The organism is Sphingobium sp. SYK-6, assembly GCF_000283515.1.
GTDB lineage: Bacteria > Pseudomonadota > Alphaproteobacteria > Sphingomonadales > Sphingomonadaceae > Sphingobium > Sphingobium lignivorans.
The window spans coordinates 2,532,563-2,554,667 of record NC_015976.1; the positions used below are offsets into that span (position 1 = coordinate 2,532,563).

Consider the following 22,105-nt stretch of genomic DNA (forward strand, 5'->3'; position numbering starts at 1 on the left):
CGCGCTTCCCAATCATGTCCGCTGTTTCAGGAGCCAAGCATGGCGCGCGTTACTGTCGAAGATTGCATCGACAAGGTTCCCAACCGTTTCGACCTCGTTCTTCTCGCTGCGCAGCGCGCGCGGGCGATCTCGGGCGGCGCGGAACTGACTCTCGACCGGGACCGGGACAAGAACCCCGTCGTTGCCCTGCGCGAGATCGCCGAGGAGACCGTCATGCCCGACGATCTCAAGCATGAACTCATCGGATCGATGCAGAAGATGCAGATTGACGATGACGATACGCCTGACGAGATCGGCTCGATCGCCCGCTCGGCTGAGGCACTGCGGCTCACCGCCGCCACGCCGCCGCGCGCGCACAATCTGGGTGCCGACTACGAAGGCTGAGAAGCCGGGTTTCGCGATTTCGGACGTCCGGCATTGCCCTGCAATGCCGGATGTTTTTGTTTGGGCGGCGGCACCGCGCGCAAGCGACCGCTGCGCAGCATGCCGGTCTCGAGAAACGGCGCCACGATTTCGTGGATGCGTCCTGACCGGTTCGATCCGATCGCGAGATTGAAGAAGCTGTTCGCCACGACATCGGCGATTTGCACGCCCGGGGAAAGATGGCTGTGGACCAGACGGGCCGAGCCGCAGCTTTCGAGCAACCGGGCAACGTCCCGCCGCATCTCCTCCAGCATCAGGTCGTGATAGCGCCCGGTATCGATCACGAAGCTGACGCAATCGCCTCCTTCGGCGAGCCATTCCGCGACAAGCTGGTTGAGCAGGGCGACATAGACGTCGAAATCATCCGGCCGGCCGCCCGGCTGCTCACGATCGTTTTCCAGCGTGCAGATGCGGGCGCGGCCGCCGAAGCGGTCCAGCAACTCGAAGAAAAAAGCGCGCTCGATGGTGCTGATGCGGCTGCCCTTCAGCTCGCCATGCAGGCCCGTGACGGCCTTGAAGCGCTTGAGGAGCGCATCCGCCGCATCCGCCTCGATATCCACGGCGGCGATAACCATCGCGCCGGCGGGCAGGCTGCCGCTTTCATCCATGTAGATCGGCATTGCGCTTCTCCCTCCCCTGACCGCGGCGCCCTGTTCCACGCTTGCGCTGCCTACCGGCCGCGGGGTCCGGCGGCGTCATCGGTCCCGCGTGGATGGCCAGTCGCGCAGACATGAAAAGGCCGGACGATCCGCTTGCGCATGACCGCCCGGCCCTGTTTCTGTTCGTCGTCCGGACCTCAGACGCCCTGTGGCGCCGGATCGGCGACGGGCCCCTTGCGGCGGCCGGTCTTGGGGATCGAGGTGCCGGTGGTCGGCACCGACTGCGGCCGGACCGTCTGGCCTTCGCGCACCAGCTCGCCCCTCTCGATCAGGGTCTTGATTTCCTCGCCCGAGAGCGTCTCGAACTCGAGCAGGGCATTGGCGAGCAGATGCAGCTGATCGTTGTGATCCTTGAGGAGCTGGTGCGCGCGGTCATAGCCCGCGTCCACGATCCTGCGGATTTCCTTGTCGATCTTCTGCGCCGTCTCGTCCGACATGTGGACGCGCTGGCTTTGCGAATAGCCCAGGAACGTCTCGCCCTGCGGCTCCTCATATTGCAGCGGCCCCATCTCGTCGGACATGCCCCACTGCGTCACCATGTCACGCGCGAGGCGCGTGGCATACTGAATGTCGCTGGATGCGCCGGACGACACCTTGTCATAGCCGAAGATGATTTCCTCGGCGACGCGCCCGCCCATCGAAACGGCGAGGTTCGCGTACATCTTGTCGCGGTGGTAGCTGTAATTGTCTCGCTCGGGCAGGCGCATGACCATGCCCAGCGCACGGCCGCGCGGAATGATCGTCGCCTTGTGGATCGGGTCCGAAGCCGGCTCGTGCAGCGCGACGATGGCATGGCCCGCCTCATGATAGGCGGTCATCTTCTTCTCGTCCTCGGTCATGACCATGGAGCGCCGCTCGGCACCCATCATGACCTTGTCCTTGGCCGATTCGAACTCCGCATTGGCGACGAGCCGCTTGCCGCGCCGCGCCGCCATCAGCGCCGCCTCGTTGACGAGATTGGCGAGATCGGCACCGGAGAAGCCCGGCGTGCCGCGCGCGATGGCGCGGGCGTCCACGTCCGGCGCCAGCGGCACCTTCTTCATGTGGACCTGCAGGATCTTCACGCGGCCCTCGATGTCCGGGCGCGGCACGACCACCTGCCGGTCGAAGCGGCCGGGGCGCAGCAGCGCGGGATCGAGCACGTCAGGCCGGTTGGTCGCGGCGATGATGATGATGCCTTCGTTCGATTCGAAGCCGTCCATCTCCACGAGGAGCTGGTTCAGCGTCTGCTCGCGCTCGTCATTGCCGTTGCCCAGGCCAGCGCCGCGATGGCGGCCGACCGCGTCGATCTCGTCGATGAAGACGATGCACGGCGCGTTCTTCTTGGCCTGCTCGAACATGTCGCGCACGCGGCTGGCGCCGACGCCCACGAACATCTCGACGAAATCCGAGCCGGAGATGGTGAAGAAGGGCACGCCCGCCTCGCCCGCGATGGCGCGGGCCAGCAGCGTCTTGCCGGTGCCGGGCGAGCCGACCAGCAGCGCACCCTTGGGGATCTTGCCGCCCAGCCGCGCGAACTTGCTCGGGTCCTTCAGGAACTCGACGATCTCCTGCAGTTCCTCGCGCGCCTCGTCGATGCCGGCGACGTCGTCGAAGGTGACGCGGCCATGCTTCTCCGTGAGCAGCTTGGCCTTGGACTTGCCGAAGCCCATGGCGCCACCCGCGCCGCCGCCTTTCTGCATCTGGCGCAGCACGAAGAAGGCAATGCCCAGGATGAGAACGAACGGCAGCGACTGGTAAAGCAGGATCATCCAGAAATTGGGCTGTTCCTCGGGCTGGCCGCTGAACTTGACGCCATTCTGGTCGAGCAGCGTGGTGAGCTGCGGATCAGGCACGGTGTAGGTCGTGAAGCGCTGGTCATTCTTGAGAACCCCGGTGATCCGGTCCGGCGCAATGGCGACTTCCTTGACGGCGCCCGCTTCCACGCGCGAGCGGAAATCGGAATAGGCGATGGCGGTGCCCTTGCCTGCGCTCATGCCCTTGCTGTCGAACACGGTGACGAACATCAGCAGCGCCAGGAACACGCCGGCCAGAATGAGCGCGCTCTTGATCCAGGGATTGCCTTGCGGCTCTTTGTTGTCGTTCATCTCATCTCGCTTTCGCGCTTCAAAATAGGACATCCCGCCCGGAACACAATGGCTCAGCGCGAGTTTCGCGCCGCCGCCCGCCGCACGGTCCACTGCGCGCCGCCGGAGACGACGCAGTCCGCCAGAGCGACCGTCCTACCATCCAAAAGCTGAAGAAGCGCTTGATCCAGCGACGGGCCGCGCGGTTTTTCGGCCTTGGGGTGGCAATGGGCGATCATCCGGAGCAGCAAACGGCGCAGAATCTCGGGCGGCAGGTCCGTGCGGCGGAGCGTCGCGCTCCCGGCCTCGAACGCGATCGACTCCGCCGCGAGCGTGTCCGTCATCCAGCCCAAGGCCGAATCGGCCTGCGCCAGCGCATCCACCGAGCGGGCAAGGCCACCGGGATCGATCAACGTGCTGCCCTCCAGCGCGGTACGCATGCGGACGCGATCGAAGCGCGGGTCCTCGTTGCTGGGATCATCGATGAAGGGAATGCCGGCTCGCTCGCAGAAGTCGCGCAAGGCCGCTCGCCGCGTCCCCAGCAGCGGCCGCAGCAACGTGCCGCGCCGCGCGCGCACGGACGCGAGGCCACCCACGCCCGCACCCCGGCCGAGACGCAGCAGGATCGTCTCGATCTGGTCGTCGGCCTGATGCGCCGTCATCAACCAGGCGAGCCCCCGCGCCCCGCGCCATTCCTCCAGCAAGGCATAGCGCGCGGCCCGCGCGGCGGCCTGGAGATTGCCTTCCAGCGGCGGCGGCGGGCCGAGAATGACGTGGGGAATGCCCTGCCCCTCGCACCAGCGGGCCACCATGGCCGCCTCGCCCCGGGCGGCCGCGCGCAAACCATGATCCACGGTGGCGGCTTCCACCCGGCCGGGCCAGGCGTGATACGCGAGGGCAAGCAGCGCCATGCTGTCCGCCCCGCCGGAAACGGCGATGCCGATGCGCTCCTCCGTCGCCAGCGGCCGGCCGAGCAGGCGGTGGGTTTCCGCCTTCAGCCGGTCCGCAAGCGCGTCAGGCACCGCACTTTGCGCGTGCCCGGCCCCTGGTCATCATGTCCCGCGCCGTGGCCGGCATGTTGTCGGCGAAGACTTCGGCAAGCTCGTCATAAGCGAGGCACGCGTCCTTGAGCCGGTTGAGCTTGATGAGCGCTTCGCCGACCCAGGCGAGGCTTTCCGCTGCCCGGTCACCCTTCGGCCGGACCCGGTAATTCTCGTAGAGGACCTTCGCGGCGGTGGAGGGCTTGCCATCGTCCAGATAGGCGCGGCCGAGCAGGTTCTGCGCGCGGCTGGCAATCGGGTCCTTGCCGTATTTGTCAACGGTTTCCTGAAGCTGCGCCTGCGCCTCGGGATAGAATTTGGCTTCCCAGAGACGGAAGCCATAAGTGTAGCTGTCGAGCGCGGCATTGCCCGTGCTCGGCTTCTCGATCGCCGCCACCTTCTCGGTGCGCGCGAGCAAGGGCGTTTCCCCGGGGGCCGGCCGCGGCTGGGTCGCGGGCGCTTTGCCACCGGCCTGGGCCGGCGGGGTCGCAAGGCCCTCCTCGGCGGGCGGCGCGACCGCCGGCAACGGCGGCGGCGCACTGAACTTGGCGAAGGCCTCTTCCAGCTGCCTCAGCCGATAGCCCGATTCCTCGACCTGGCCGGTCAGACGCGCGAGCTGCGCCTCGATCGCGGAGACGCGCGCGGTCAGATCGGCAACCGGGGATGCGGCCGGCGAGCCGGCGGACACGCCGGGCGTCGGCGTGGGCGGCGCCACGTCCGGGACGACCACCTGCCCGCCCGGGAACACCTTGCGCTGCACGGCGCGCATCTCCTGCTCGAGCCTGTCGACCCGGCGTTCAACGGTCGGCTGCTGCTGCGCGGACGCGCTCGCGCCCCAACCGAGGGAAAGGCAAGCGCCGGCGAGAAGGAAATGCCGGAAACCCCGACGATGAGATGACATCAATTTCATGATCCAGTTCCTGATGGGCTGAAATATCCATAGCCGATCCCATGCCGCGGTAAAGCGCCCAGGTGGCGTGATCGAGGGCCCAGACCGGGCCGGTGCCTGCTCGCGGCCGGTGCAGCCGTCAGTGGCCTCCGGCGCGGGGCGCCGGGCCTGCGCCGGCATTGAGGGGAGACCCAGGAGCGGGAGGCGCGGGGGCGGCATCCTCATTATCCTGCCCGGCCTGACGGGACAGCAAGGCGGCGGCACTGATCGGAACATCCGAGATGGTCCTTTCCGCCGTGCCCAGCGGCGGCACGGCCCGGCCGCTCACGGTGACCGCGAGCGCATCCGGCCGGCCGGTCAGGATCATGGGATTGCGGGCATTGTCCGGCACCGTGTAGCGCTCGTCCTTGGCCAGCATGCCCTCGAACAAGCGCTGGCCATCCGGCTCGTAAACGCGCAGCCACACCTCGTTGACCGCCGTGAGGACCACCGGCCCGCGCGGTGCGACGCCGACAGCAGCACGCGGCGGCGCGACCGGATCTGCGATCCGCGTCTCGGTGCGTTCCTCGGCGGCGAGTTGCTCGTCCGTGGGCGGCGTATTGAGCTGCATGCGCCAGATGGCGTAGCCGCCGGCGAACAGCAGCACGAGCACCGCAGCCACCCAGGCCAGATAGCGCGGGGGGACGCTGCTGGGATCGACCGGCTCCTCGATTTCGTAGGGATCCTGACCGAGCCCGCCCATCTCGTCGATCTCGGCGCGCACCTTCGCTACCAGCGCCGCTTCGTCCAGTCCGACGGCGCGCGCGAAGGCCCGGGAGAAGCCGGCGCAATAGGTCGTGCCCGGCAAAGCATTATAATCACCGGCCTCAAGCGCGGCGAGATGGCGCATCGGCACGCGGGTGCGCGCGGCGACCTCTTCGAGAGTCAGACCCGCAGCTTCCCGCGCCCGGCGCATCTGCTCCGGCGCACTGGCGTTGCTGTCCGCGACCACGTCTTGTTCTTCAGCCTTGCTGGGCTCAGGAGCCATGTCTCGTCCGTTGTTCGGTCCGCATTCCGGCTCTGCGTTGTTTCATGGCAGGCCATGCGCGTCAACGCGCTTAAGAAAGCCGGTGTGAGAGAAATGCGCACGCAAGGGATTGCGTTGCCGGGATAATCATGCGGACACGCGGTGCCGGTCCGCATCGGATCGCTTGGCTCAGCTCAGCTCCACGCCCTGCTCGTCGGCCCACTGGGCAAGCGGCTCGCGCAGATTGGGCACGCCGCCGCTCAGCAATTCGGCGCATTGCTCGGTAAGCAGTGCCAGATCGAGCGAGCGGACCATGGCCTTGACCGGACCGACCGAGGCCGGCGTGATCGAAAGCCGCCGGATGCCGAGCCCGAGCAGCGCCATCGCCTCCAGCGTGCGCCCGCCCATTTCTCCGCAGACGCCGACCGGCACATCATATTGGGCGCAGGTACGCACGATGCGCGCGATGAACCGCAGGATCGCCACGCTCATCCAGTCGTAGCGCTCGGCGAGCTTCGGGTTGGCCCGGTCCGCCGCGAACAAAAACTGGGTGAGGTCATTGGTGCCGATCGAGAGGAAATCGAGCTCCGGCAGGAGGAAGTCGAGCGTCTCGGCCAGCGCCGGCACTTCCAGCATCGCCCCGTAATACACCGCCTTGGGAAGCTTGCGCTCGCGCTTCTCCAGCCAGATCTTCTGCTCGCGGAACAGGGCCTTGGCCTGCGCCAGCTCCCAGGGTTCGGAAATCATGGGGAACATGACATGGAGGGTGCGTCCCGCCGCGGCCTCCAGCAACGCGCGGGCCTGCGCCTTCATCAGCGCGTCGCGCTCCAGCGCCAGCCGCACCGCGCGCCAGCCCATGGCGGGGTTTTCCTCATGCTCATTGTCGCCCGCGCGCAGATAAGGCAGCGCCTTGTCACCCCCGATGTCGACGGTGCGGAAGATGACCGGCCGGTTGCCGGCCGCATCCAGAACGTCGCGATAGAGGCGCTGCTGGCGCTCGCGCTGTGGCAGTGTAGCGGAGACGAGGAACTGGAATTCGGTGCGGAACAGGCCGATGCCGTCCGCCCCGGTCACATCGAGCGCGGCGACATCGTCACGCAGGCCGGCATTGACCATGAGCTCCACGGTCACGCCATCCTTGGTGACCGCCGGCTTGTCGCGCAGCGCCGCATATTCGGCACGGCGCTTCTGGGTGAGCGAGAGCCCCGCCTCGAATGCTTCGTCCATCGGCACGGTGGGCCGGATGTAGAGCCGGTTCTGGTTGACGTCGAGCAGCAGCAAATCGCCGTCATTGATGAGCGCGCGGGTATTCTTCACGCGCCCGAGCACCGGCACGCCCATGGCGCGCGCAACAATGGTGACATGCGCGGTGAGCGAGCCTTCCTCCAGGATGAGGCCCTTGAGGCGCCGCCGGTCATATTCGAGCAGCTCGGCCGGGCCGAGATTGCGGGCGATGAGGATCGTGTCCTGCCGCAGCCCCATCTGCGCGGCGGTACCGAGCTGGCCGGAAACGATGCGCAGCAGCCGGTTGGAGAGGTCCTCCAGATCGTGCATCCGGTCCTGCAGCAGCGGATCGTCGATCTGGCGCATGCGCATCCGGGTGCGCTGCTGCACGCGCTCGATGGCCGCTTCCGCCGTCAGGCCCGCGTCGATCGCCTCGTTGATCCGGCGCGACCAGCCTTCGTCATAGGCGAACATCTTGTAGGTCTCGAGCACTTCGCGCGTCTCGCCTTCCACGCCGAACTCGGCCTGCCCCGCCATGCGATCGATCTGCTCGCGCATCTTGGTGAAGGCGGAATAGACACGCTGGCGCTCGACCTCGATATCCTCCGCGACAGTATGCTCGATGGTGATGCGCGGCTGGTGGAAGACGGCATGGCCGCGCGCCATGCCCATGACGAGCTGAAGCCCGGAAAGGACCGTGGCGCCCGTCTCCAGCGGGCGGTTCTCGCCCGGATTTTCGTCGACCAGCCCGGCATTGGTGATGAGCTCGGCGAGCACCATCGCGACCGTCTGCAGCGCCTCGATCTCCACTTCCTCATAAGGACGCGGATCGACATGCTGGACGCACAGCGCACCGATGGCGCGCTCGCGCCGGACGATCGGCACGCCCGCGAAGCTGTGGAAGAGCTCTTCCCCGGTTTCGGGGCGGTAGGCGAAGTCCGGATGAGCGGCCGCTTCCTCGAGGTTCAGCGTCTCGACATTATGGGCAATGGTGCCCACGAGCCCCTCGCCCAGCCCAAGGCGCGTGACGTGCACGGCTTCCTGCTTGAGGCCGCGCGTCGCGAACAGCTCCAGCATGCCCTCGCGCAGCAGATAGACCGAGCAGACCTCGCTCGACAGCTCCTCGCCGATGATCTCCACGATCTTGTTCAGCTTGGCCTGCGCGGTGGTGCGCGCGGCCATCACGTCCATGAGACGCTGAAGAATAGCCCGGGCAGCGATAGCGGCCGAATTGGAGGAAGCATCCGTGCGATGGGGCGATGTCATGGAACCTTTGCTAACAGAAGTTGCATGAGTGACCAACCTTCCGTCCGGCCACTCATGCCAAGGCTTTGTTGCGCAGCATCAAGCCATGCTGTGACGCTCAGCCCGCCGCCGGTGCCGCCAGCCCGGGCGCGCTTGCCGGCGCCCCGTCCTTGCGCGACTCCGCCTCATCCGGAAGCGGTACTGCGCCGATGTTCGAGGCGTAGCGATAGGGGCCGAGGATCCAGTAGAGGATCGTGCCGAGCGCGAGGCAGACCAGCATGATGACATAGCCGCTCATGTAGGACCCGCTCGAATCATGCAGCCATGCCACGAGCGGCGGCGCGCAGCCCATCGAGAAGGCAAGGAACATGTTCTCGAAGCCGTGGTAGAAGCCGAATGCCTTGAGGCCGAAGAAGCGGACATGCAGATAGGTGCCGATCGGCCGCGCCGTGCCGAAGGCGAAGCCGCCCAGCCCGACCGCCATCGCGAGAAGATACCAGCCGCCGAAGCTCGCGGTGACCATCGCGAATAAGAACAGCCCCAGGAAGGAAATGAACTTGAAGGGGATCGCCACCCGACTGGTGTTGAACCGGTCCACTGCCCAGCCGCCGACCAGCGTGCCGAGCGGCGCGATGAGCGTGGTGATGCTCATATAAGTGACGGCATCGCCCTGGCTGAACCCCTTCTCGTTGAGCATGGGCACCAGGAAGGGCATCATGCCGGTGCGCGGCGCCGTGCCGATGATGGTGGCGATGACGATCAGCCAGAACACCCTGTCGCGCAGGATCTGCTTGTCGGTGAGGCCTTCCAGCTTCGCCGAGCGATCCTCCTTCACTTCCGCCTTGGGCCTGATCAGCTTGCGGTCGCTGCCGATCTCGCCGGGCTCGTCGACGGTGAAGTAGATCACCGGCAGCAGCAGCAGCACGATGCAGCCGCAGATGATGAACATCTCCCGCCAGCCGAAATCCGTGATGAGCCAGTTGAGCAGCGGGGGGATACCAGCGCCGGCAAGCGTCGATTCGACGCCCAGCAGCGCCATCGCCTTGCCGCGATGCTGGGTGAAGAGCGCGCTGACGATCTTGGTATAGCCGATCGCCGTGCTGCCGAAGATGCCGAGCATGGCGAAGCAGAGATAGAATTGCCAGAGCGTGCCATCGATGAAGCCCAGCGCGATCGTCGCCAGGCCCACGCCGATGGTGCCGAAGAAGATCGGCAGGCGCACGCCGACCTTGTCCATGAACTTGCCGTAGAAGGGCAAAGTCACCGCCCCGCACCACATCAGCGCCGTCATCGCCCAGCTATATTCCGTCTGGGACCAGCCGAACTCCTGCGTCATCGGCACGTTGACCAGCGTGATCGCCCCGAAGGGCAGCAGGCTGGTCGCGAACATGTTGGCAAGAGTGATGATGGTGGCGAGCTTGATTTTCCGGAACGAAAAATCCGACTCGTAGCGCGGCTCGGCCCCTGCCGCGGTCGCCGCCCCTGTCATGCCGGCCGACCTTCGCAGGCCATGGGGACCTCGCCCCGCTTCAGTGAACGCGTCATATCCTCTCCTTGACAGCGCACGCGCGATCTCGGCCGCGCTTTCGGACAATGTCAACGATGAGAGGGGGAACGTCAAGCGGAGATACGCATGCCCGGTCGCGGCCATCAGAGCGCCGCGCGCGCCGCGATAAAGGGGGCGATTGCTGTTGCTTCGGAACGGAATGCATGGACGGCGCCCGTCCATCCGGCTCCCTTCAGGACAGGCGGATCTGGAACGGAATCATCGACCCGGCGACGAGCCAGATGCCAGACAGCGAAATGCCGGGTTGCCCCCGCTCGCCAGCAAATGGCCCGGACAGCGAACGGCCCCGGTCCGTCCCCTCATCCGTCCCATGGACATTGCCATGGGACGACGGAGCGGGAACGGGCCGGGGCCGCGATGCGCCGGGGTGGCGCGTGCTGCGAACCGGAAAGGCTCAGTAGCGGTAATGATCCGGCTTGAACGGGCCCTGCTGGGGCACCCCGATATAAGCCGCCTGCTTGGGCGTCAGGGTCGTGAGCTTCACGCCGAGCTTGTCGAGGTGCAGCGCCGCCACCTTCTCGTCGAGATGCTTGGGCAGCACATAGACCTCGTTCTTGTACTCGCCGCCCTTGGTCCACAGCTCGATCTGCGCCAGCACCTGATTGGTGAAGCTAGACGACATGACGAAGCTCGGATGGCCGGTGGCGCAGCCCAGGTTCACGAGGCGGCCCTGCGCGAGCAGGATGATCTTCTTGCCGTCGGGGAACTCGATCTCGTCGACCTGCGGCTTGATCTCGGTCCACTTCATGTTCGAGAGCGCAGCAACCTGGATCTCGCTGTCGAAATGGCCGATGTTGCACACGATCGCCATGTTCTTCATCGCGCGCATGTGATCGACGGTGATGATGTCCTCGTTGCCGGTCGCGGTCACGAAGATGTCCGCGCGGCTCGCGGCTTCCTCCATGGTGACGACTTCATAGCCTTCCATCGCCGCCTGCAGCGCGCAGATCGGATCGATCTCGGTCACCAGCACGCGCGCGCCGCCATTGCGCAGCGAGGCCGCCGAGCCCTTGCCGACGTCGCCGAAGCCCGCGACCACGGCCACCTTGCCGGCCAGCATTACGTCGGTCGCGCGGCGGATGGCGTCGACCAGCGACTCCTTGCAGCCATAGAGATTGTCGAACTTGCTCTTGGTGACGCTGTCATTGACGTTGATCGCCGGGAAGGGAAGCTTGCCCTTCTTGGCCAGCTCATAGAGGCGGTGAACGCCGGTCGTGGTCTCTTCCGAGACACCCTTGATCGCCTGCACCGTCTTCGTGAGATAGCCCGGACGCTCGGCCAGGAACTTCTTCAGCGTCGCGACGAAGATGGTCTCTTCCTCGTTCGACGGCGCGAACAGCTCTTCACCGGCCTCGACCCGCGCGCCCCACAGGGCGAACATCGTGGCGTCGCCGCCGTCGTCGAGGATCATGTTGCAGGTCTCGTCGCCCCAGTCGAAGATGCGCACGACATAGTCCCAATATTCCTCCAGCGTCTCGCCCTTGACGGCGAACACCGGGATGCCGGCGGCCGCGATGGCGGCGGCGGCATGGTCCTGCGTCGAGAAGATGTTGCACGAGGCCCAGCGGATGGTCGCGCCCAGCTCGGCCAGCGTCTCGATGAGTACGGCGGTCTGGATCGTCATGTGCAGCGAGCCGGTGATGCGGGCGCCCTTGAGCGGCTTGCTCGCGCCGAATTCCTCGCGCAGCGCCATCAGGCCGGGCATTTCCGTCTCGGCGATCTCGATTTCCTTGCGGCCGAAACCGGCCAGCGAAAGGTCCTTGACGATATAGTCCTGGGCGATGGTGGCCACCTGAAAATCTCCTCGCGAATGAAAACGGATCGACGGTTCGCCGACGCAGCGACGAACGAAACACCCGCGCGCCCTTAACAAGCCAACGCGCGCCCGGCAAATATAAAGATATCTTTATGTGATAAAAGACCCGGGTGCCATGGCGATCGAACGCTCAGGCATGGCCGCTGCTGCTCGCCAGCATCGCGGGATCGATCCCTTCCAACGCGAAGGCGCCCGCCCAGCGCTGCTCGGGCGGCATGGCGAAGAGCCGGCGCGGATCGGCCTGGCTCACATACCAGCCGGGCGAGGCCAGCTCGCGCTCGAGTTGCCCGCTCTCCCAGCCGGCATAGCCGAGCGCGACCAGATACGCCTCCGGCCCGCGCCCTTGCGCGATGGCCTGGAGGATCTCCAGCGATCCGGTGAGCGCGACATCCCCGGCGACGGCGTGACTGTCGCGGGCCATCCAGTCGCGGCTGTGCAGGACAAAGCCGCGCCTCGGCTCGACCGGCCCGCCGGCAAGCACCGTCCCGTCCGCCACGCCCTCCACGGCGATATCGAAGGAGGACAGCAGCGTATGCAGGCCGACCCCGGCCATCGGCTCGTCCAGCGCGATGCCGAGCGCGCCGCCCTCGTCATGCACGCAAATCAGCACCACCGAGCGCGCGAAACGCGGATCGGGCATGTCGGGCATGGCCAGCAGCAATTGCCCGGCGAGGGATAAGGGAGCAGTGGGCTGCATCATCCTGCCTTCGAGACTCAGCGGACAAGATGCCCCCGCGCTTCCCCATCGTCCAGCACCAACGACGTAAAATGCGTTTCCGTGCGATGGGTTGACAGCGAGGGGCGCAACACCGACTTCCCTGCGCGAGAGCTGGAACACCAGCCATCTCCCCTTCTGACCAGGAGACTGCCATGACTATCAGCGTCGGCGACAAGCTGCCCGCCACCACGTTCGTCACCATGACCGACAACGGCCCGCAACCCATCGAGAGCAGCGAATATTTCGCCGGGCGCCGCGTCGCGCTGTTCTCCGTGCCCGGCGCCTTCACGCCCACCTGCTCGGCCAAGCACCTGCCCGGCTTCGTCGCGAAGGCCGCGGACCTCAAGGCCAAGGGCATCGGCGAGATCGCCTGCACCGCCGTCAACGATCCCTTCGTGATGGGCGCCTGGGGCAAGGCCAGCGGCGTCGATGGGGCCGTCACCATGCTGGCGGACGGCAACGGCGCGTTCGTCAAGGCGCTGGGGCTGGAGATGGACGGCAGCAAGTTCGGCCTCGGCACGCGCGGCCAGCGCTTCTCGATGGTGGTGAACGACGGCACGGTCGAACAGCTCCATGTCGAAGCGCCGGGCGAATTCCGCGTCTCCAGCGCGGACTATATGCTCGAACAGCTTTGAGACTGCGGAGGCGGCGCCGGGCAACCCGCGCCGCCTCTCCGGCTTATACCGCCATCAGGATGTCGAGCGCGATCTGCTGGAGCGGCGTGAGCGTCTGCAGCGGCGCGATCAGCCGGTCGCGGACGGTGAAGGCCGGCGCCGCGGCGCTGACCGGCATGCCGGCAACCTGCTCGCCATAAAGCCCGTTCGAGACGGCCTGCTCGCCGGTCCGCACCAGCGTGCGCGCCAGCGAATGGGGCAGCCAGTCCACACACTCCCCCGCCGGCGCCGGCCGGGGCGGATCGTCGGCATAAGTCGCTGATCGCAGGCGCGGCGAGGATGCGATCACCTCGCACAGCCGGTCGAACCGGCGCACCACGATCCTGTTCGGGCGCGTGCGCTGGCGGCACAGCAGCTCGAAACTGTGCGAGACGATGGTGAAGGCCGCCTGATGGTTCAGCGCGGCATAAGCGAGCGCGGCGATCATCTCCTGCGCGGAGAGCGCCGTGATCTGAGCGTGGCGCGAGCCGCCCGAAGGCCCGGCGATGGCGGAGACCGGCACCTCGATCACGCCCGCGTGCAGGACCGGCGCCGTCGTCTCCCGTGGCAGCGTGATGCCGCAGACGCCGTCCGCATAATCGGGCGAATAGCTGGTGTCGCAAGCGATCCCCACCCGCGCCAGCGCGCGCAGCGTATCGTCGTTCGCGCCATAATTGCCCGCGCGGAAAGCGACCGGCATCGGCGCGCCGGCGGCCAGCAGACGCTCGATGCCATAATCCAGGATGCGGACCTGATCCTCCAGCGGGAAATCGGCCATGTTCCGCCCGCCGCGTCCATCCGTGGGGCCGGACTTCGAACGCCCCAGCCACTCGGCATGGGCATGGAGCTGGACGTCATGCCCGGCCTCCAGGATCGGGTGCACGATACGGTCCACCATCTCCTGCCCGGCGACGAGCGCGACCAGCGTATCGACAAAGAAGATGCCCTTGAGCCCGAAGGCATCGAGCCGCTCCATCTGGTAAAGGATGCCGAAGTCCCCGGCCTCCGTCCGCCCGAGGATGGAGGACGCAAAATTGGCCTCCAGCCCCGCCGCCCCGTGGCGCCGGAAATGGAGGGACGACAGCTCCGTGTCGACCGTCAGATAGACATTCGTCGTGGCCCCCTGGCCAATCACCGCGGACAGTCCCCTTCTGCCTGGCTGATCGAGCAACGTCTCTTTCTTAGGTAACATGTCGTGGTTATGGAAGGCCATGACACAATCATCTAGCACAGCGATCGTAAACCGACTCATAGCGGAATATGAGGCGGCGGCGGGCAATCTGCGCGACGCCCTCTTCGCCTTCTCCCGGGACGGGACACTGCCCTCCCCCGATCATGTGGCCGAGCGCGCCTTCTGCTATCCCTCGCTGACGATCGATTATCGCCGGGCCAGCGACAGCCTGCCGAGCCGCCGCTCCTTCGCGCGCCTCTCCAAACCGGGCCGCTATGTGACGACGGTGACACGGCCCGCGCTCTTCGCCGCCTATCTCATCGAGCAGCTCGACCTGCTGATGGCCGATTATGACGTGGAAGTGAGCGTCGGGCGCAGCGACCAGCCCATTCCCTTCCCTTATGTGCTGGAGACGCTGCCGGCCGGCGCGCTCGCGGCCATTCCGCCAAGCGAACTGGCGCGGCACTTCCCGGCGACGGAGCTGTCCGAGATCGGCGACGAGATCGCGGACGGGCTGTTCCTCCCCGCCCCTACCGGCGAGCGCCCGCTGGCCCTCTTCGACGGACTGCGCACGGATTTCTCCCTCGCGCGGCTGCGGCACTATACCGGCACTCCGGCGGAGGACGTGCAGCGCTACATCCTCTTCACCAACTATCACCGCTATGTGGACGAGTTCGTCCGCTGGGGCTGCGCGGAGCTGCGCCGGCCGGGCACGCGCTTCACGGCCCTCTCGGGCGCGGGCGGCGTGCGCGTGACGTCCGAGACGGCCGACCCGGAAAGCGCCATCGCGGACAGTGCATGGCGCCGCCACCAGATGCCCGCCTATCACATGATCGCGCCGGACGGCACGGGCATCACGCTCGTCAACATCGGCGTGGGGCCCTCCAATGCCAAGACGATCTGCGATCATCTCGCGGTGATGCGCCCCGAGGCCTGGCTGATGATCGGCCATTGCGGCGGCCTGCGCCCCAGCCAGCGCATCGGCGACTATGTGCTTGCCCATGCCTATCTGCGGGACGACCATGTGCTCGACGAAGTGCTGCCACCGGAAATCCCCCTGCCCGCCATCGCGGAAGTGCAGGTCGCCATGGCCGAGGCCTGCGACCATATCCTGGGCGACAGCGGGGACATGAAGCGGCGCCTGCGCACCGGCACCATCGTGACGACGGACGACCGCAACTGGGAACTGCGCTATTCCCACTCCGCGCTGCGCTTCTCGCTCTCGCGCGCCGTGGGCGTGGACATGGAAAGCGCCACCATCGCCGCGCAGGGCTATCGCTTCCGCGTGCCCTACGGGACATTGCTCTGCGTCTCGGACAAGCCGATCCACGGCGAACTGAAGCTCCCCGGCCAGGCCAACCGCTTTTACGAAGAAGCCATTGCCGGCCACCTCGCCATCGGCCTCGAGACCTGCGAACGCCTCCGCGCCCAGGGCGAGCGCCTCCACAGCCGCAAGCTGCGCGCCTTCAACGAACCGCCGTTCCGGTGAGGGGCAAGGCTGCGGCGAAGGTCAGCCCGGGCGAGGCGTAAGCTCCCGGCGCGACAGATCGTGCCGCGCCGGAAGTCCGGTCAGTGCGCCGGGCTCACCAGCCGCACTGCTTGCCCTTGTTCTGCTGGTCGAGCCATTTGCCGAGCGGGGCGAAATAAGCGAGCATGGCCTTGCCGCTCATCTTGCGGCTGCCGGTGAAGGCTTCCAGCGCGTCCGGCCAGGGCTTGGATGCGCCCATCTCCAGCATGGCGTTGAGCCGCTTGCCGACTTCCTTGTTCCCGTAGAAGGAGCAGCGGTGGAGCGGCCCTTTCCAGCCGGCCTGACGGCAAGCCGCCTCGTAGAACTGGAACTGGAGGATGCGGGCGAGGAAGTAGCGCGTGTAGGGCGTGTTGCCCGGCACATGGAACTTCGCGCCGGGATCGAAGCTGTCGGCCGGGCGATCCGTCGGCGGCACGATGCCCTGATAGCGCAGGCGCATGTCCGTCCAGGCCTTGTTATAGTCCGCCGGGCGGATCGATCCGTCGAACACGCCCCAGCGCCAGCGATCGATCAGCAGGCCGAAGGGCAGGAAAGCGACCTTGTCCATCGCCTGCCGCAGCAGCAGGCCGATATCCTTGTCCGCGCTCGGCACCTTGGCGGGATCGAGCAGCCCGATCTGCACCAGATATTGCGGCGTGATGGACAGCGCGATGAAATCGCCGATCGCCTCGTGGAAGCCGTCATTGGCGCCGTTGAGGTAGAGATAGCCGTGCTTCTGGTATGCGCGCTGGTAGTAATTGTGGCCGAGCTCGTGGTGAATGGTGACGAAATCGTCGCTGTTCACCTTGGTGCACATCTTCACGCGGATGTCGTTGCGATTGTCGACGTCCCAGGCGGAGGCATGGCAGACCACCTCGCGATCGCGCGGCGCGATGAACTGGGTGCGCTGCCAGAAGGTCTCGGGCAGCGGATCGAAGCCGAGCGAGGAATAGAAGCCCTCGCCGATGCGGAACATCTGCTTTTCCCAATAGCCGCGCCGCTGGGTCTCGGGCGTGTCCGGCGTGTCGATCGTCTGCGGCGTGGTCTGGACGAAGCCCTTGGCGCGCAGCAGGTCGCCAATGTCATAGCCCAGGTCGCCGGTGCCGGCGGGCGCCACGATGGGGTAGATATTGCCCCATTCCTGCGCCCACATATTGCCGAGCAGATCGGCGCGGATGGGGCCGGTGGGCGACTGCACCGCATCGCCATATTTCTCGTTCAGCTTGGTGCGCGTGTAGCAGTGCAGCGCATCGTAGAGCGGCTTCACTTCCTGCCAGAGCGCTTCGGTCAGCGCGGCGAACTCATCGGGCGGCATGTCATAGCCGGATCGCCACATCGCGCCGGCATCGGCAAAGCCCAGCTCCTTCGCGCCTTCATTGGCGATGTCGACGAGGCGGACATAATCCGCCTTCATCGGCGCGCCGACCCGATCGTGCCAGCTCGTCCACATCTCGGAGAATTGCGCGGGCGTGTGCGAGAGATTGGCCATCTCCGCCTCGATGTCGCTGCCGGTCAGTTCCTTGCCGTCCAGCGTGCCGCGGCCCTTGCCATAAGTGGATTGCAGCCGGGTCGCGATCTCGTTGAGCTCGGCCGCCGCGCCGGGCTTCGTCGGGGCGGGGAGAACGATGCCCGAGCGCATGATGTCGAGCTTGCGCTTGGTATCGAAGGAAAGGCCGGGCACCTGCTCGTATTTCGCGGCCTCAAGCGCGAAGCGGACGGCCATCTCCGTGCCCTTCGCGCCGGCCTGCGCGGCCAGCGCGTCGGTATCGTCCGTGATGTGAGTCGCGTTGACCCACATGATCCGGCTGGCGTCCACGCTATAGTCGAAAGCTTCCTTCTCGGCGGCCGCCACGAATGCGTCCGCCTGCGCGCTGTCCGGCGCCTTCTGGCCCTGTCCGGCCTGCGCCAGCACCGCGGCGGGCGCGGCAAGCAGCATCGCCGCCGAAAGGGCGATGCGCGATACCAATATGTGCATGATGGTCTGTTCCCTGGACAATCTTGGATTGCGCGCAGGCTGCCCCGGCCGGGCGTCGCGCGTCAAGCGGCGAGATAGCGAACGATCGCCTCGCCGAAGTCCGGGAGCGTGATGCAGCTCATGTGATTGCCCGGGACGGTCCAATATTCGGCATTCGGCAGCGCCTGCGCGAGCGCTTGGGCCGAGCCGTTGTCCCGGTCCTCGCTGCCGCTCAGCACCAGCGTGGGCATGGTGACCGCGGCCAGATCCGCCTCGCTGATGTTCGGCATGGAGAGAAGGAGATGCCGCAGCGCCTCGCGATCCACCTTGATCGTCTTCATGAACTGGATGGCCATGAAATCCCGGTCGCCGGCCCGGGCGATATCGAACCGGTCGAGCGCATCGAGGAAGAACTGGCGGCGCGGCGCCCAGTCGAGCAGGCCCTCGAGCCCCATGCCGCCCAGCACCAGCCGGCGTGGCGCCAGCCCGCGCGTGACCAGCGCCGTGCAGATGCGCGATCCCATGGAATAGCCCGCCAGATCGAAGCTATCGAGCCCGAGGGCGGGAATGACCGCCTCCATGTCGAGCAGCATCACATCCTGCGGATAGGCCGCCGCGTCGGCCGGCGTGTCGCTACGGCCATGCACCCGCTGGTCGATCATGATCGCTTCGAAACCGGCCTCGGCAAGGCGCGCAGCGGTGCCATAGCGAATCCAGTTGATCTGCGCGCTGGAACTCAGGCCATGCAGCAGCAGCACCGGCCGCCCCTCGCCGAGACGGTGGACGGCGATGCGCACGCCATCATGGCCGGGGAAGAAATCGAGAGTGGCTTGCGCGCTCATGATCGCCTGTTGGGGATATTCGGCTGCCCAGGCAAGCCCCAATCCGGCCTCGGGGCACGCGCGTCGGCCGAAAAGGGCAAGTCCGGCGAAGTCCTGGAGGGCCCAAAAGTCGCGGTTTTCCGCCACTGCGCGAGAATCTTCGGGATGGCTACGCTCTCCAATTGCATTTAGTAAGCCTACTCACTATTTGGTGGACATGGACAACCAGCATATCGCTTTCGTCATCAGCGACGTCGCGCGGCTGTTTCGTCGGCGCTTCGACGAGCGGACGCGCAGTCTCGGCATCACCGGGCCGCAAATGCGCGCGCTGGTCGCCATCATGCGCTTCCCCGGCATCAACCAGGGTGCGCTGGCCGACCGGCTGGACGTGGAGCCGATCACCACCTGCCGGATGGTCGACCGGCTCGAACAGGCAGGACTGGTGGAGCGCAGGCGCGATCCGCTGGACCGGCGGGCCTGGCAGCTTTACCTCACCGAGGCAGCCGAGCCCGTCACCGAGAAGCTGCAGGCGATCGGCCAGACGGTCCTCACCGAATCACTCGACGGCATAGCGCCGGAGGAACGAGACGCCACCCTGGCCCTTCTCGACCGCATCCGTACAAATCTAACGACCCCTGCTCCCCACGACCGGGCAGGCGAGCCAAGAAAAGGCATGACACATGGCTGAGGCTGATCCCGCTCTCGCGAAGAAGGCAGCAACATCGCCGGCTGCCGGCGCGCAAGCTGACGCACCGACTGAAGACGCGCCCCCTGCGCGCCAGTCCGGCAAGCTGCGGCGCATCATTCTCATGATCTCGGTGCCGCTGGCCCTGCTGCTGGTCGGCGGCTGGGTCTGGGTAACGAGCGGCCGCTTCGTCTCGACCGACAATGCTTATGTGAAGCAGGACATCGTATCGGTCAGCAGCGATGTCGCGGGGCGGATCATCGACGTGCGCGTGCGCGAGAACCAGATGGTCAAGGCGGGCGATGTCCTGTTCGTCGTCGATCCCGAGCCCTATCGCGTGGTGCTGGAGCAGGCCAATGCCCAGATCGCCAATGCGCAGGTGACGGTGGGCAAGCTGCGCACCGACTATCAGGCCACCAATGTCGACATCACGGGCGCGCGCGAGAATGTCTATTATGCGCAGGAAGACCTCAAGCGCCAGCAGGCGCTGATGACGGACGGCTTCACGACGCGCGCGCGCCTCCAGCAGTCCGAGCAGGCGCTCGACAATGCGCGCACGCAGTTGCGCACCGCCGAGGCCGACGCCGCCAAGGCACGCGCCGCGCTCGCCACCGGGTCACAGGTGCCCGGCGTCAATCCGGACCTTGCCGCCGCGCAGGCCCAGCGCGACCAGGCAGCGCTCAACCTGCGCCGGACCGTGGTGCGCGCGCCGGTTTCCGGCCGGGTCAGCCAGGCGGACCGGCTCCAGATCGGGCAGATGGCCGTGCAGGGCCTGCCGCTCGTCAGCCTCGTGGCGAGCGACCGGGTGTGGGTGACGGCCAATTTCAAGGAAACCGACCTCGACCATATGCGCGCCGGCCAGCCCGCGACGATCAAGCTTGATGCCTATCCCGGCACGGAGATCCGGGGGCATGTCGAGAGCATCGGCGCAGGGACGGGATCGGAATTCTCGGTGCTGCCGGCGCAGAACGCCAATGGCAACTGGGTGAAGGTCACCCAGCGCGTGCCGGTGCGCGTCGCGATCGACAGCAAGCCCGCGCGGGACATGATCGCGGGCCTGAGCGCGCATGTGTCCGTCGACATCAGGGATCGGGCGCAGGCGGAGAAATAACAGATGGCGCACGGGGAGGACCGCGCCCAGCTCCATGTGCCCAACAAGGCACTGGCGACGATCGCGATCATGGCCGCGATGGTCATGCAGGTGCTGGATACCACGATCACCAATGTTGCGCTGCCGCACATGCAGGCATCGCTGGGCGCCACGCAGGAAACGATCAGCTGGGTGCTGACCAGCTACATCCTGGCGAGCGCGGTCGCGATCCCCATTACCGGCTGGCTCGCCGACAGGATCGGCGCCAAGCGGCTGTTCGTCTTCTCCGTCGCCATCTTCGTCATCGCCTCCGTGCTTTGCGGCATTGCCCAGAACCTCACGGAAATGGTCCTGTTCCGCACCTTGCAGGGCATTGGCGGTGCCTTTGTCGGCCCGCTCGCGCAAACGCTGATGCTGGACCTCAACCGGCCCTCGCAGCAGGCCCGGGCCATGTCGGTCTACGGCATGGGCGTGATGATCGGCCCGATCATGGGCCCCATCGTGGGCGGCTATCTCACCGAATGGTTCGACTGGCGCTGGTGCTTCTTCGTCAACGTGCCGGTCGGCATCGCCTGTCTTGCGGGACTGATCCTCCTCCTGCCGGAAAAGCCGCTCAAGCGCCGCAGCTTCGATCTCTTCGGCTTCTCGATGCTGGCGCTCGGCCTTGCTTCCCTCCAGCTGATGCTGGACCGGGGCCAGCATGCGGACTGGTTCTCCTCGACCGAAATCTGGATCGAGGCGGCGCTGGCGGTGAGCTGCCTGTGGATCTTCGCCGTGCACACCGTGACGGCGCGCAAGCCGCTCTTTTCCCGCGAGATGTTCGCGGACCGCAATTTCGTGAGCGCGTCGATCTTCATGTTCATCATCGGCATGGTGATGTTCGCGGCCATGGCCCTCCTCCCCTCGCTGCTGCAGGGGCTGTTCGGCTATCCGGTGGTGGAGACGGGCGAGATCCTCGCCTCGCGCGGCATCGGCGTGCTCGTAGCCATGGCGATATCCGGGCGGCTCACCGGCATGATGGACCCGCGCCTGCTCGTCGCCGGCGGCTTCGCACTCTCCACCGCCTCGCTCTGGATGATGACCGGCTGGTCGCTCGATCAGGGCTGGACGCCGTTCGTGACCACCGGGCTCATCCAGGGGCTCGGCATCGGCCTTGTCTTCGTGCCGCTGCAGGTGCTGGCTTTCGGCACGCTGCCCCCCTCCGCGCGGACGGAAGGCGCCGCCGTGCTCAACCTCGCACGCAACATCGGCTCGTCGATCGGCATCGCGGTGGTGATGGCGCTGCTGGCGCGCAACATCCAGGTCAGCCATGCGGACCTTGCCCAGCATCTGACGCCGGACCGGCTGCCGATCGATCCCGCGATGCTGCCCCGCTTCGGCCAGCTCGGCGAGGCCGCGCTGCTCGCGGCGGACGGCATCGTGAACCAGCAGGCCGCGATGATCGCCTATCTGGACGATTTCTACCTGATGGCGCTGGCCTGCGCGATCGCCATTCCCGCTTCCTTCTTCCTCAAGCGGCCAAAGCCGCGCGCGCCCGGGGAACCCCCGCCGGTGATTTCCGAATAGGCTCT

General features: G+C 66.6%; 18 protein-coding genes. 6 read left to right on the forward strand and 12 right to left on the reverse strand.

Annotated features, from left to right (window positions below; translation table 11 throughout):
• The first annotated feature begins 39 nt into the window (after positions 1-39).
• The gene (rpoZ, locus tag SLG_RS11660; protein ID WP_014076672.1) at positions 40-384 is read left to right on the forward strand and encodes a DNA-directed RNA polymerase subunit omega; all 345 of its coding nucleotides are present in this window, start codon (positions 40-42) and stop codon (positions 382-384) included.
• Here the strand turns inward: rpoZ and SLG_RS11665 are convergent.
• From SLG_RS11665 to SLG_RS11705, 9 genes are all read right to left on the reverse strand, one after another.
• Positions 372-1,043 (reverse strand): DUF3800 domain-containing protein, encoded by a 672-nt coding sequence (locus SLG_RS11665; RefSeq protein ID WP_014076673.1) that lies wholly within the window; start codon positions 1,041-1,043, stop codon positions 372-374. The genes rpoZ and SLG_RS11665 overlap by 13 nt on opposite strands.
• A gap of 176 nt (positions 1,044-1,219) precedes the next feature.
• Positions 1,220-3,169: an ATP-dependent zinc metalloprotease FtsH gene (gene ftsH / locus SLG_RS11670; protein WP_014076674.1), complete on the reverse strand. Its 1,950-nt coding sequence runs from the start codon at positions 3,167-3,169 to the stop codon at positions 1,220-1,222.
• Positions 3,170-3,222: 53 nt separating this feature from the next.
• Positions 3,223-4,170, reverse strand: a complete 948-nt coding sequence (gene tilS, locus SLG_RS11675; RefSeq protein ID WP_014076675.1) for a tRNA lysidine(34) synthetase TilS — start codon at positions 4,168-4,170, stop codon at positions 3,223-3,225.
• Positions 4,163-5,098 carry a tetratricopeptide repeat protein gene (locus SLG_RS11680; RefSeq protein ID WP_014076676.1) on the reverse strand — a complete coding sequence of 312 codons (936 nt, stop codon included), beginning with the start codon at positions 5,096-5,098 and terminating at the stop codon, positions 4,163-4,165. The genes tilS and SLG_RS11680 overlap by 8 nt, the downstream gene beginning before the upstream one ends.
• Before the next feature lie 118 nt (positions 5,099-5,216).
• Positions 5,217-6,104 carry a helix-turn-helix domain-containing protein gene (locus tag SLG_RS11685; RefSeq protein WP_014076677.1) on the reverse strand — a complete coding sequence of 296 codons (888 nt, stop codon included), beginning with the start codon at positions 6,102-6,104 and terminating at the stop codon, positions 5,217-5,219.
• Positions 6,105-6,272: 168 nt separating this feature from the next.
• On the reverse strand, positions 6,273-8,573 hold the full coding sequence (gene ptsP / locus SLG_RS11690; protein ID WP_041391963.1) for a phosphoenolpyruvate--protein phosphotransferase: 2,301 nt from the start codon (positions 8,571-8,573) through the stop codon (positions 6,273-6,275).
• Positions 8,574-8,670: 97 nt separating this feature from the next.
• The gene (locus SLG_RS11695; RefSeq protein ID WP_014076679.1) at positions 8,671-10,041 is read right to left on the reverse strand and encodes an MFS transporter; all 1,371 of its coding nucleotides are present in this window, start codon (positions 10,039-10,041) and stop codon (positions 8,671-8,673) included.
• Positions 10,042-10,513: 472 nt separating this feature from the next.
• Positions 10,514-11,911, reverse strand: coding sequence for an adenosylhomocysteinase (gene ahcY / locus SLG_RS11700; protein WP_014076680.1), 1,398 nt, complete (start codon positions 11,909-11,911; stop codon positions 10,514-10,516).
• 154 nt (positions 11,912-12,065) lie between these two features.
• A complete protein-coding gene (locus SLG_RS11705; RefSeq protein ID WP_014076681.1) occupies positions 12,066-12,635 on the reverse strand; it encodes a YqgE/AlgH family protein in 570 nt (189 codons plus the stop codon).
• A 170-nt stretch (positions 12,636-12,805) separates the two neighbouring features.
• Between SLG_RS11705 and SLG_RS11710 the strand changes: the two genes are divergently transcribed.
• Positions 12,806-13,288, forward strand: a complete 483-nt coding sequence (locus SLG_RS11710; protein WP_014076682.1) for a peroxiredoxin — start codon at positions 12,806-12,808, stop codon at positions 13,286-13,288.
• A 43-nt stretch (positions 13,289-13,331) separates the two neighbouring features.
• Here SLG_RS11710 and SLG_RS11715 read toward each other — a convergent pair whose 3' ends face one another.
• Complete coding sequence (locus SLG_RS11715; protein ID WP_148276572.1) at positions 13,332-14,498, reverse strand: polysaccharide deacetylase family protein; 1,167 nt, start codon at positions 14,496-14,498, stop codon at positions 13,332-13,334.
• Positions 14,499-14,517: 19 nt separating this feature from the next.
• Between SLG_RS11715 and SLG_RS11720 the strand changes: the two genes are divergently transcribed.
• Positions 14,518-15,966 (forward strand): AMP nucleosidase, encoded by a 1,449-nt coding sequence (locus SLG_RS11720; RefSeq protein ID WP_014076684.1) that lies wholly within the window; start codon positions 14,518-14,520, stop codon positions 15,964-15,966.
• 94 nt (positions 15,967-16,060) lie between these two features.
• On the opposite strand, the gene SLG_RS11725 is transcribed toward SLG_RS11720, so the two are convergent.
• Both SLG_RS11725 and SLG_RS11730 read right to left on the reverse strand, forming a co-directional pair.
• On the reverse strand, positions 16,061-17,959 hold the full coding sequence (locus SLG_RS11725; RefSeq protein ID WP_014076685.1) for a M2 family metallopeptidase: 1,899 nt from the start codon (positions 17,957-17,959) through the stop codon (positions 16,061-16,063).
• A gap of 62 nt (positions 17,960-18,021) precedes the next feature.
• Complete coding sequence (locus SLG_RS11730; protein WP_041393197.1) at positions 18,022-18,780, reverse strand: alpha/beta fold hydrolase; 759 nt, start codon at positions 18,778-18,780, stop codon at positions 18,022-18,024.
• A 196-nt stretch (positions 18,781-18,976) separates the two neighbouring features.
• Between SLG_RS11730 and SLG_RS11735 the strand changes: the two genes are divergently transcribed.
• From SLG_RS11735 to SLG_RS11745, 3 genes are read left to right on the forward strand one after another with little or no spacing between them, the layout of a single operon-like run.
• The gene (locus tag SLG_RS11735) at positions 18,977-19,447 is read left to right on the forward strand and encodes a MarR family winged helix-turn-helix transcriptional regulator (RefSeq protein ID WP_014076687.1); all 471 of its coding nucleotides are present in this window, start codon (positions 18,977-18,979) and stop codon (positions 19,445-19,447) included.
• Positions 19,440-20,555 carry an HlyD family secretion protein gene (locus tag SLG_RS11740; RefSeq protein WP_014076688.1) on the forward strand — a complete coding sequence of 372 codons (1,116 nt, stop codon included), beginning with the start codon at positions 19,440-19,442 and terminating at the stop codon, positions 20,553-20,555. The genes SLG_RS11735 and SLG_RS11740 overlap by 8 nt, the downstream gene beginning before the upstream one ends.
• Positions 20,556-20,558: 3 nt before the next feature.
• Complete coding sequence (locus SLG_RS11745) at positions 20,559-22,100, forward strand: DHA2 family efflux MFS transporter permease subunit (protein WP_014076689.1); 1,542 nt, start codon at positions 20,559-20,561, stop codon at positions 22,098-22,100.
• The last annotated feature ends 5 nt before the right edge of the window (positions 22,101-22,105 follow it).

Excerpts from the sequence above, each read along its gene's own strand:
- rpoZ (WP_014076672.1), top strand. The coding sequence starts at position 40 with ATGGCGCGCGTTACTGTCGAAGATTGCATCGACAAGGTTCCCAACCGT.
- SLG_RS11665 (WP_014076673.1), bottom strand. The coding sequence starts at position 1,043 with ATGCCGATCTACATGGATGAAAGCGGCAGCCTGCCCGCCGGCGCGATG.
- ftsH (WP_014076674.1), bottom strand. The coding sequence starts at position 3,169 with ATGAACGACAACAAAGAGCCGCAAGGCAATCCCTGGATCAAGAGCGCG.
- SLG_RS11680 (WP_014076676.1), bottom strand. The coding sequence starts at position 5,098 with ATGAAATTGATGTCATCTCATCGTCGGGGTTTCCGGCATTTCCTTCTC.
- SLG_RS11685 (WP_014076677.1), bottom strand. The coding sequence starts at position 6,104 with ATGGCTCCTGAGCCCAGCAAGGCTGAAGAACAAGACGTGGTCGCGGAC.
- ptsP (WP_041391963.1), bottom strand. The coding sequence starts at position 8,573 with ATGACATCGCCCCATCGCACGGATGCTTCCTCCAATTCGGCCGCTATC.
- SLG_RS11695 (WP_014076679.1), bottom strand. The coding sequence starts at position 10,041 with ATGACAGGGGCGGCGACCGCGGCAGGGGCCGAGCCGCGCTACGAGTCG.
- SLG_RS11705 (WP_014076681.1), bottom strand. The coding sequence starts at position 12,635 with ATGATGCAGCCCACTGCTCCCTTATCCCTCGCCGGGCAATTGCTGCTG.
- SLG_RS11710 (WP_014076682.1), top strand. The coding sequence starts at position 12,806 with ATGACTATCAGCGTCGGCGACAAGCTGCCCGCCACCACGTTCGTCACC.
- SLG_RS11715 (WP_148276572.1), bottom strand. The coding sequence starts at position 14,498 with ATGTTACCTAAGAAAGAGACGTTGCTCGATCAGCCAGGCAGAAGGGGA.
- SLG_RS11720 (WP_014076684.1), top strand. The coding sequence starts at position 14,518 with ATGACACAATCATCTAGCACAGCGATCGTAAACCGACTCATAGCGGAA.
- SLG_RS11725 (WP_014076685.1), bottom strand. The coding sequence starts at position 17,959 with ATGCACATATTGGTATCGCGCATCGCCCTTTCGGCGGCGATGCTGCTT.
- SLG_RS11730 (WP_041393197.1), bottom strand. The coding sequence starts at position 18,780 with ATGAGCGCGCAAGCCACTCTCGATTTCTTCCCCGGCCATGATGGCGTG.
- SLG_RS11735 (WP_014076687.1), top strand. The coding sequence starts at position 18,977 with ATGGACAACCAGCATATCGCTTTCGTCATCAGCGACGTCGCGCGGCTG.
- SLG_RS11740 (WP_014076688.1), top strand. The coding sequence starts at position 19,440 with ATGGCTGAGGCTGATCCCGCTCTCGCGAAGAAGGCAGCAACATCGCCG.
- SLG_RS11745 (WP_014076689.1), top strand. The coding sequence starts at position 20,559 with ATGGCGCACGGGGAGGACCGCGCCCAGCTCCATGTGCCCAACAAGGCA.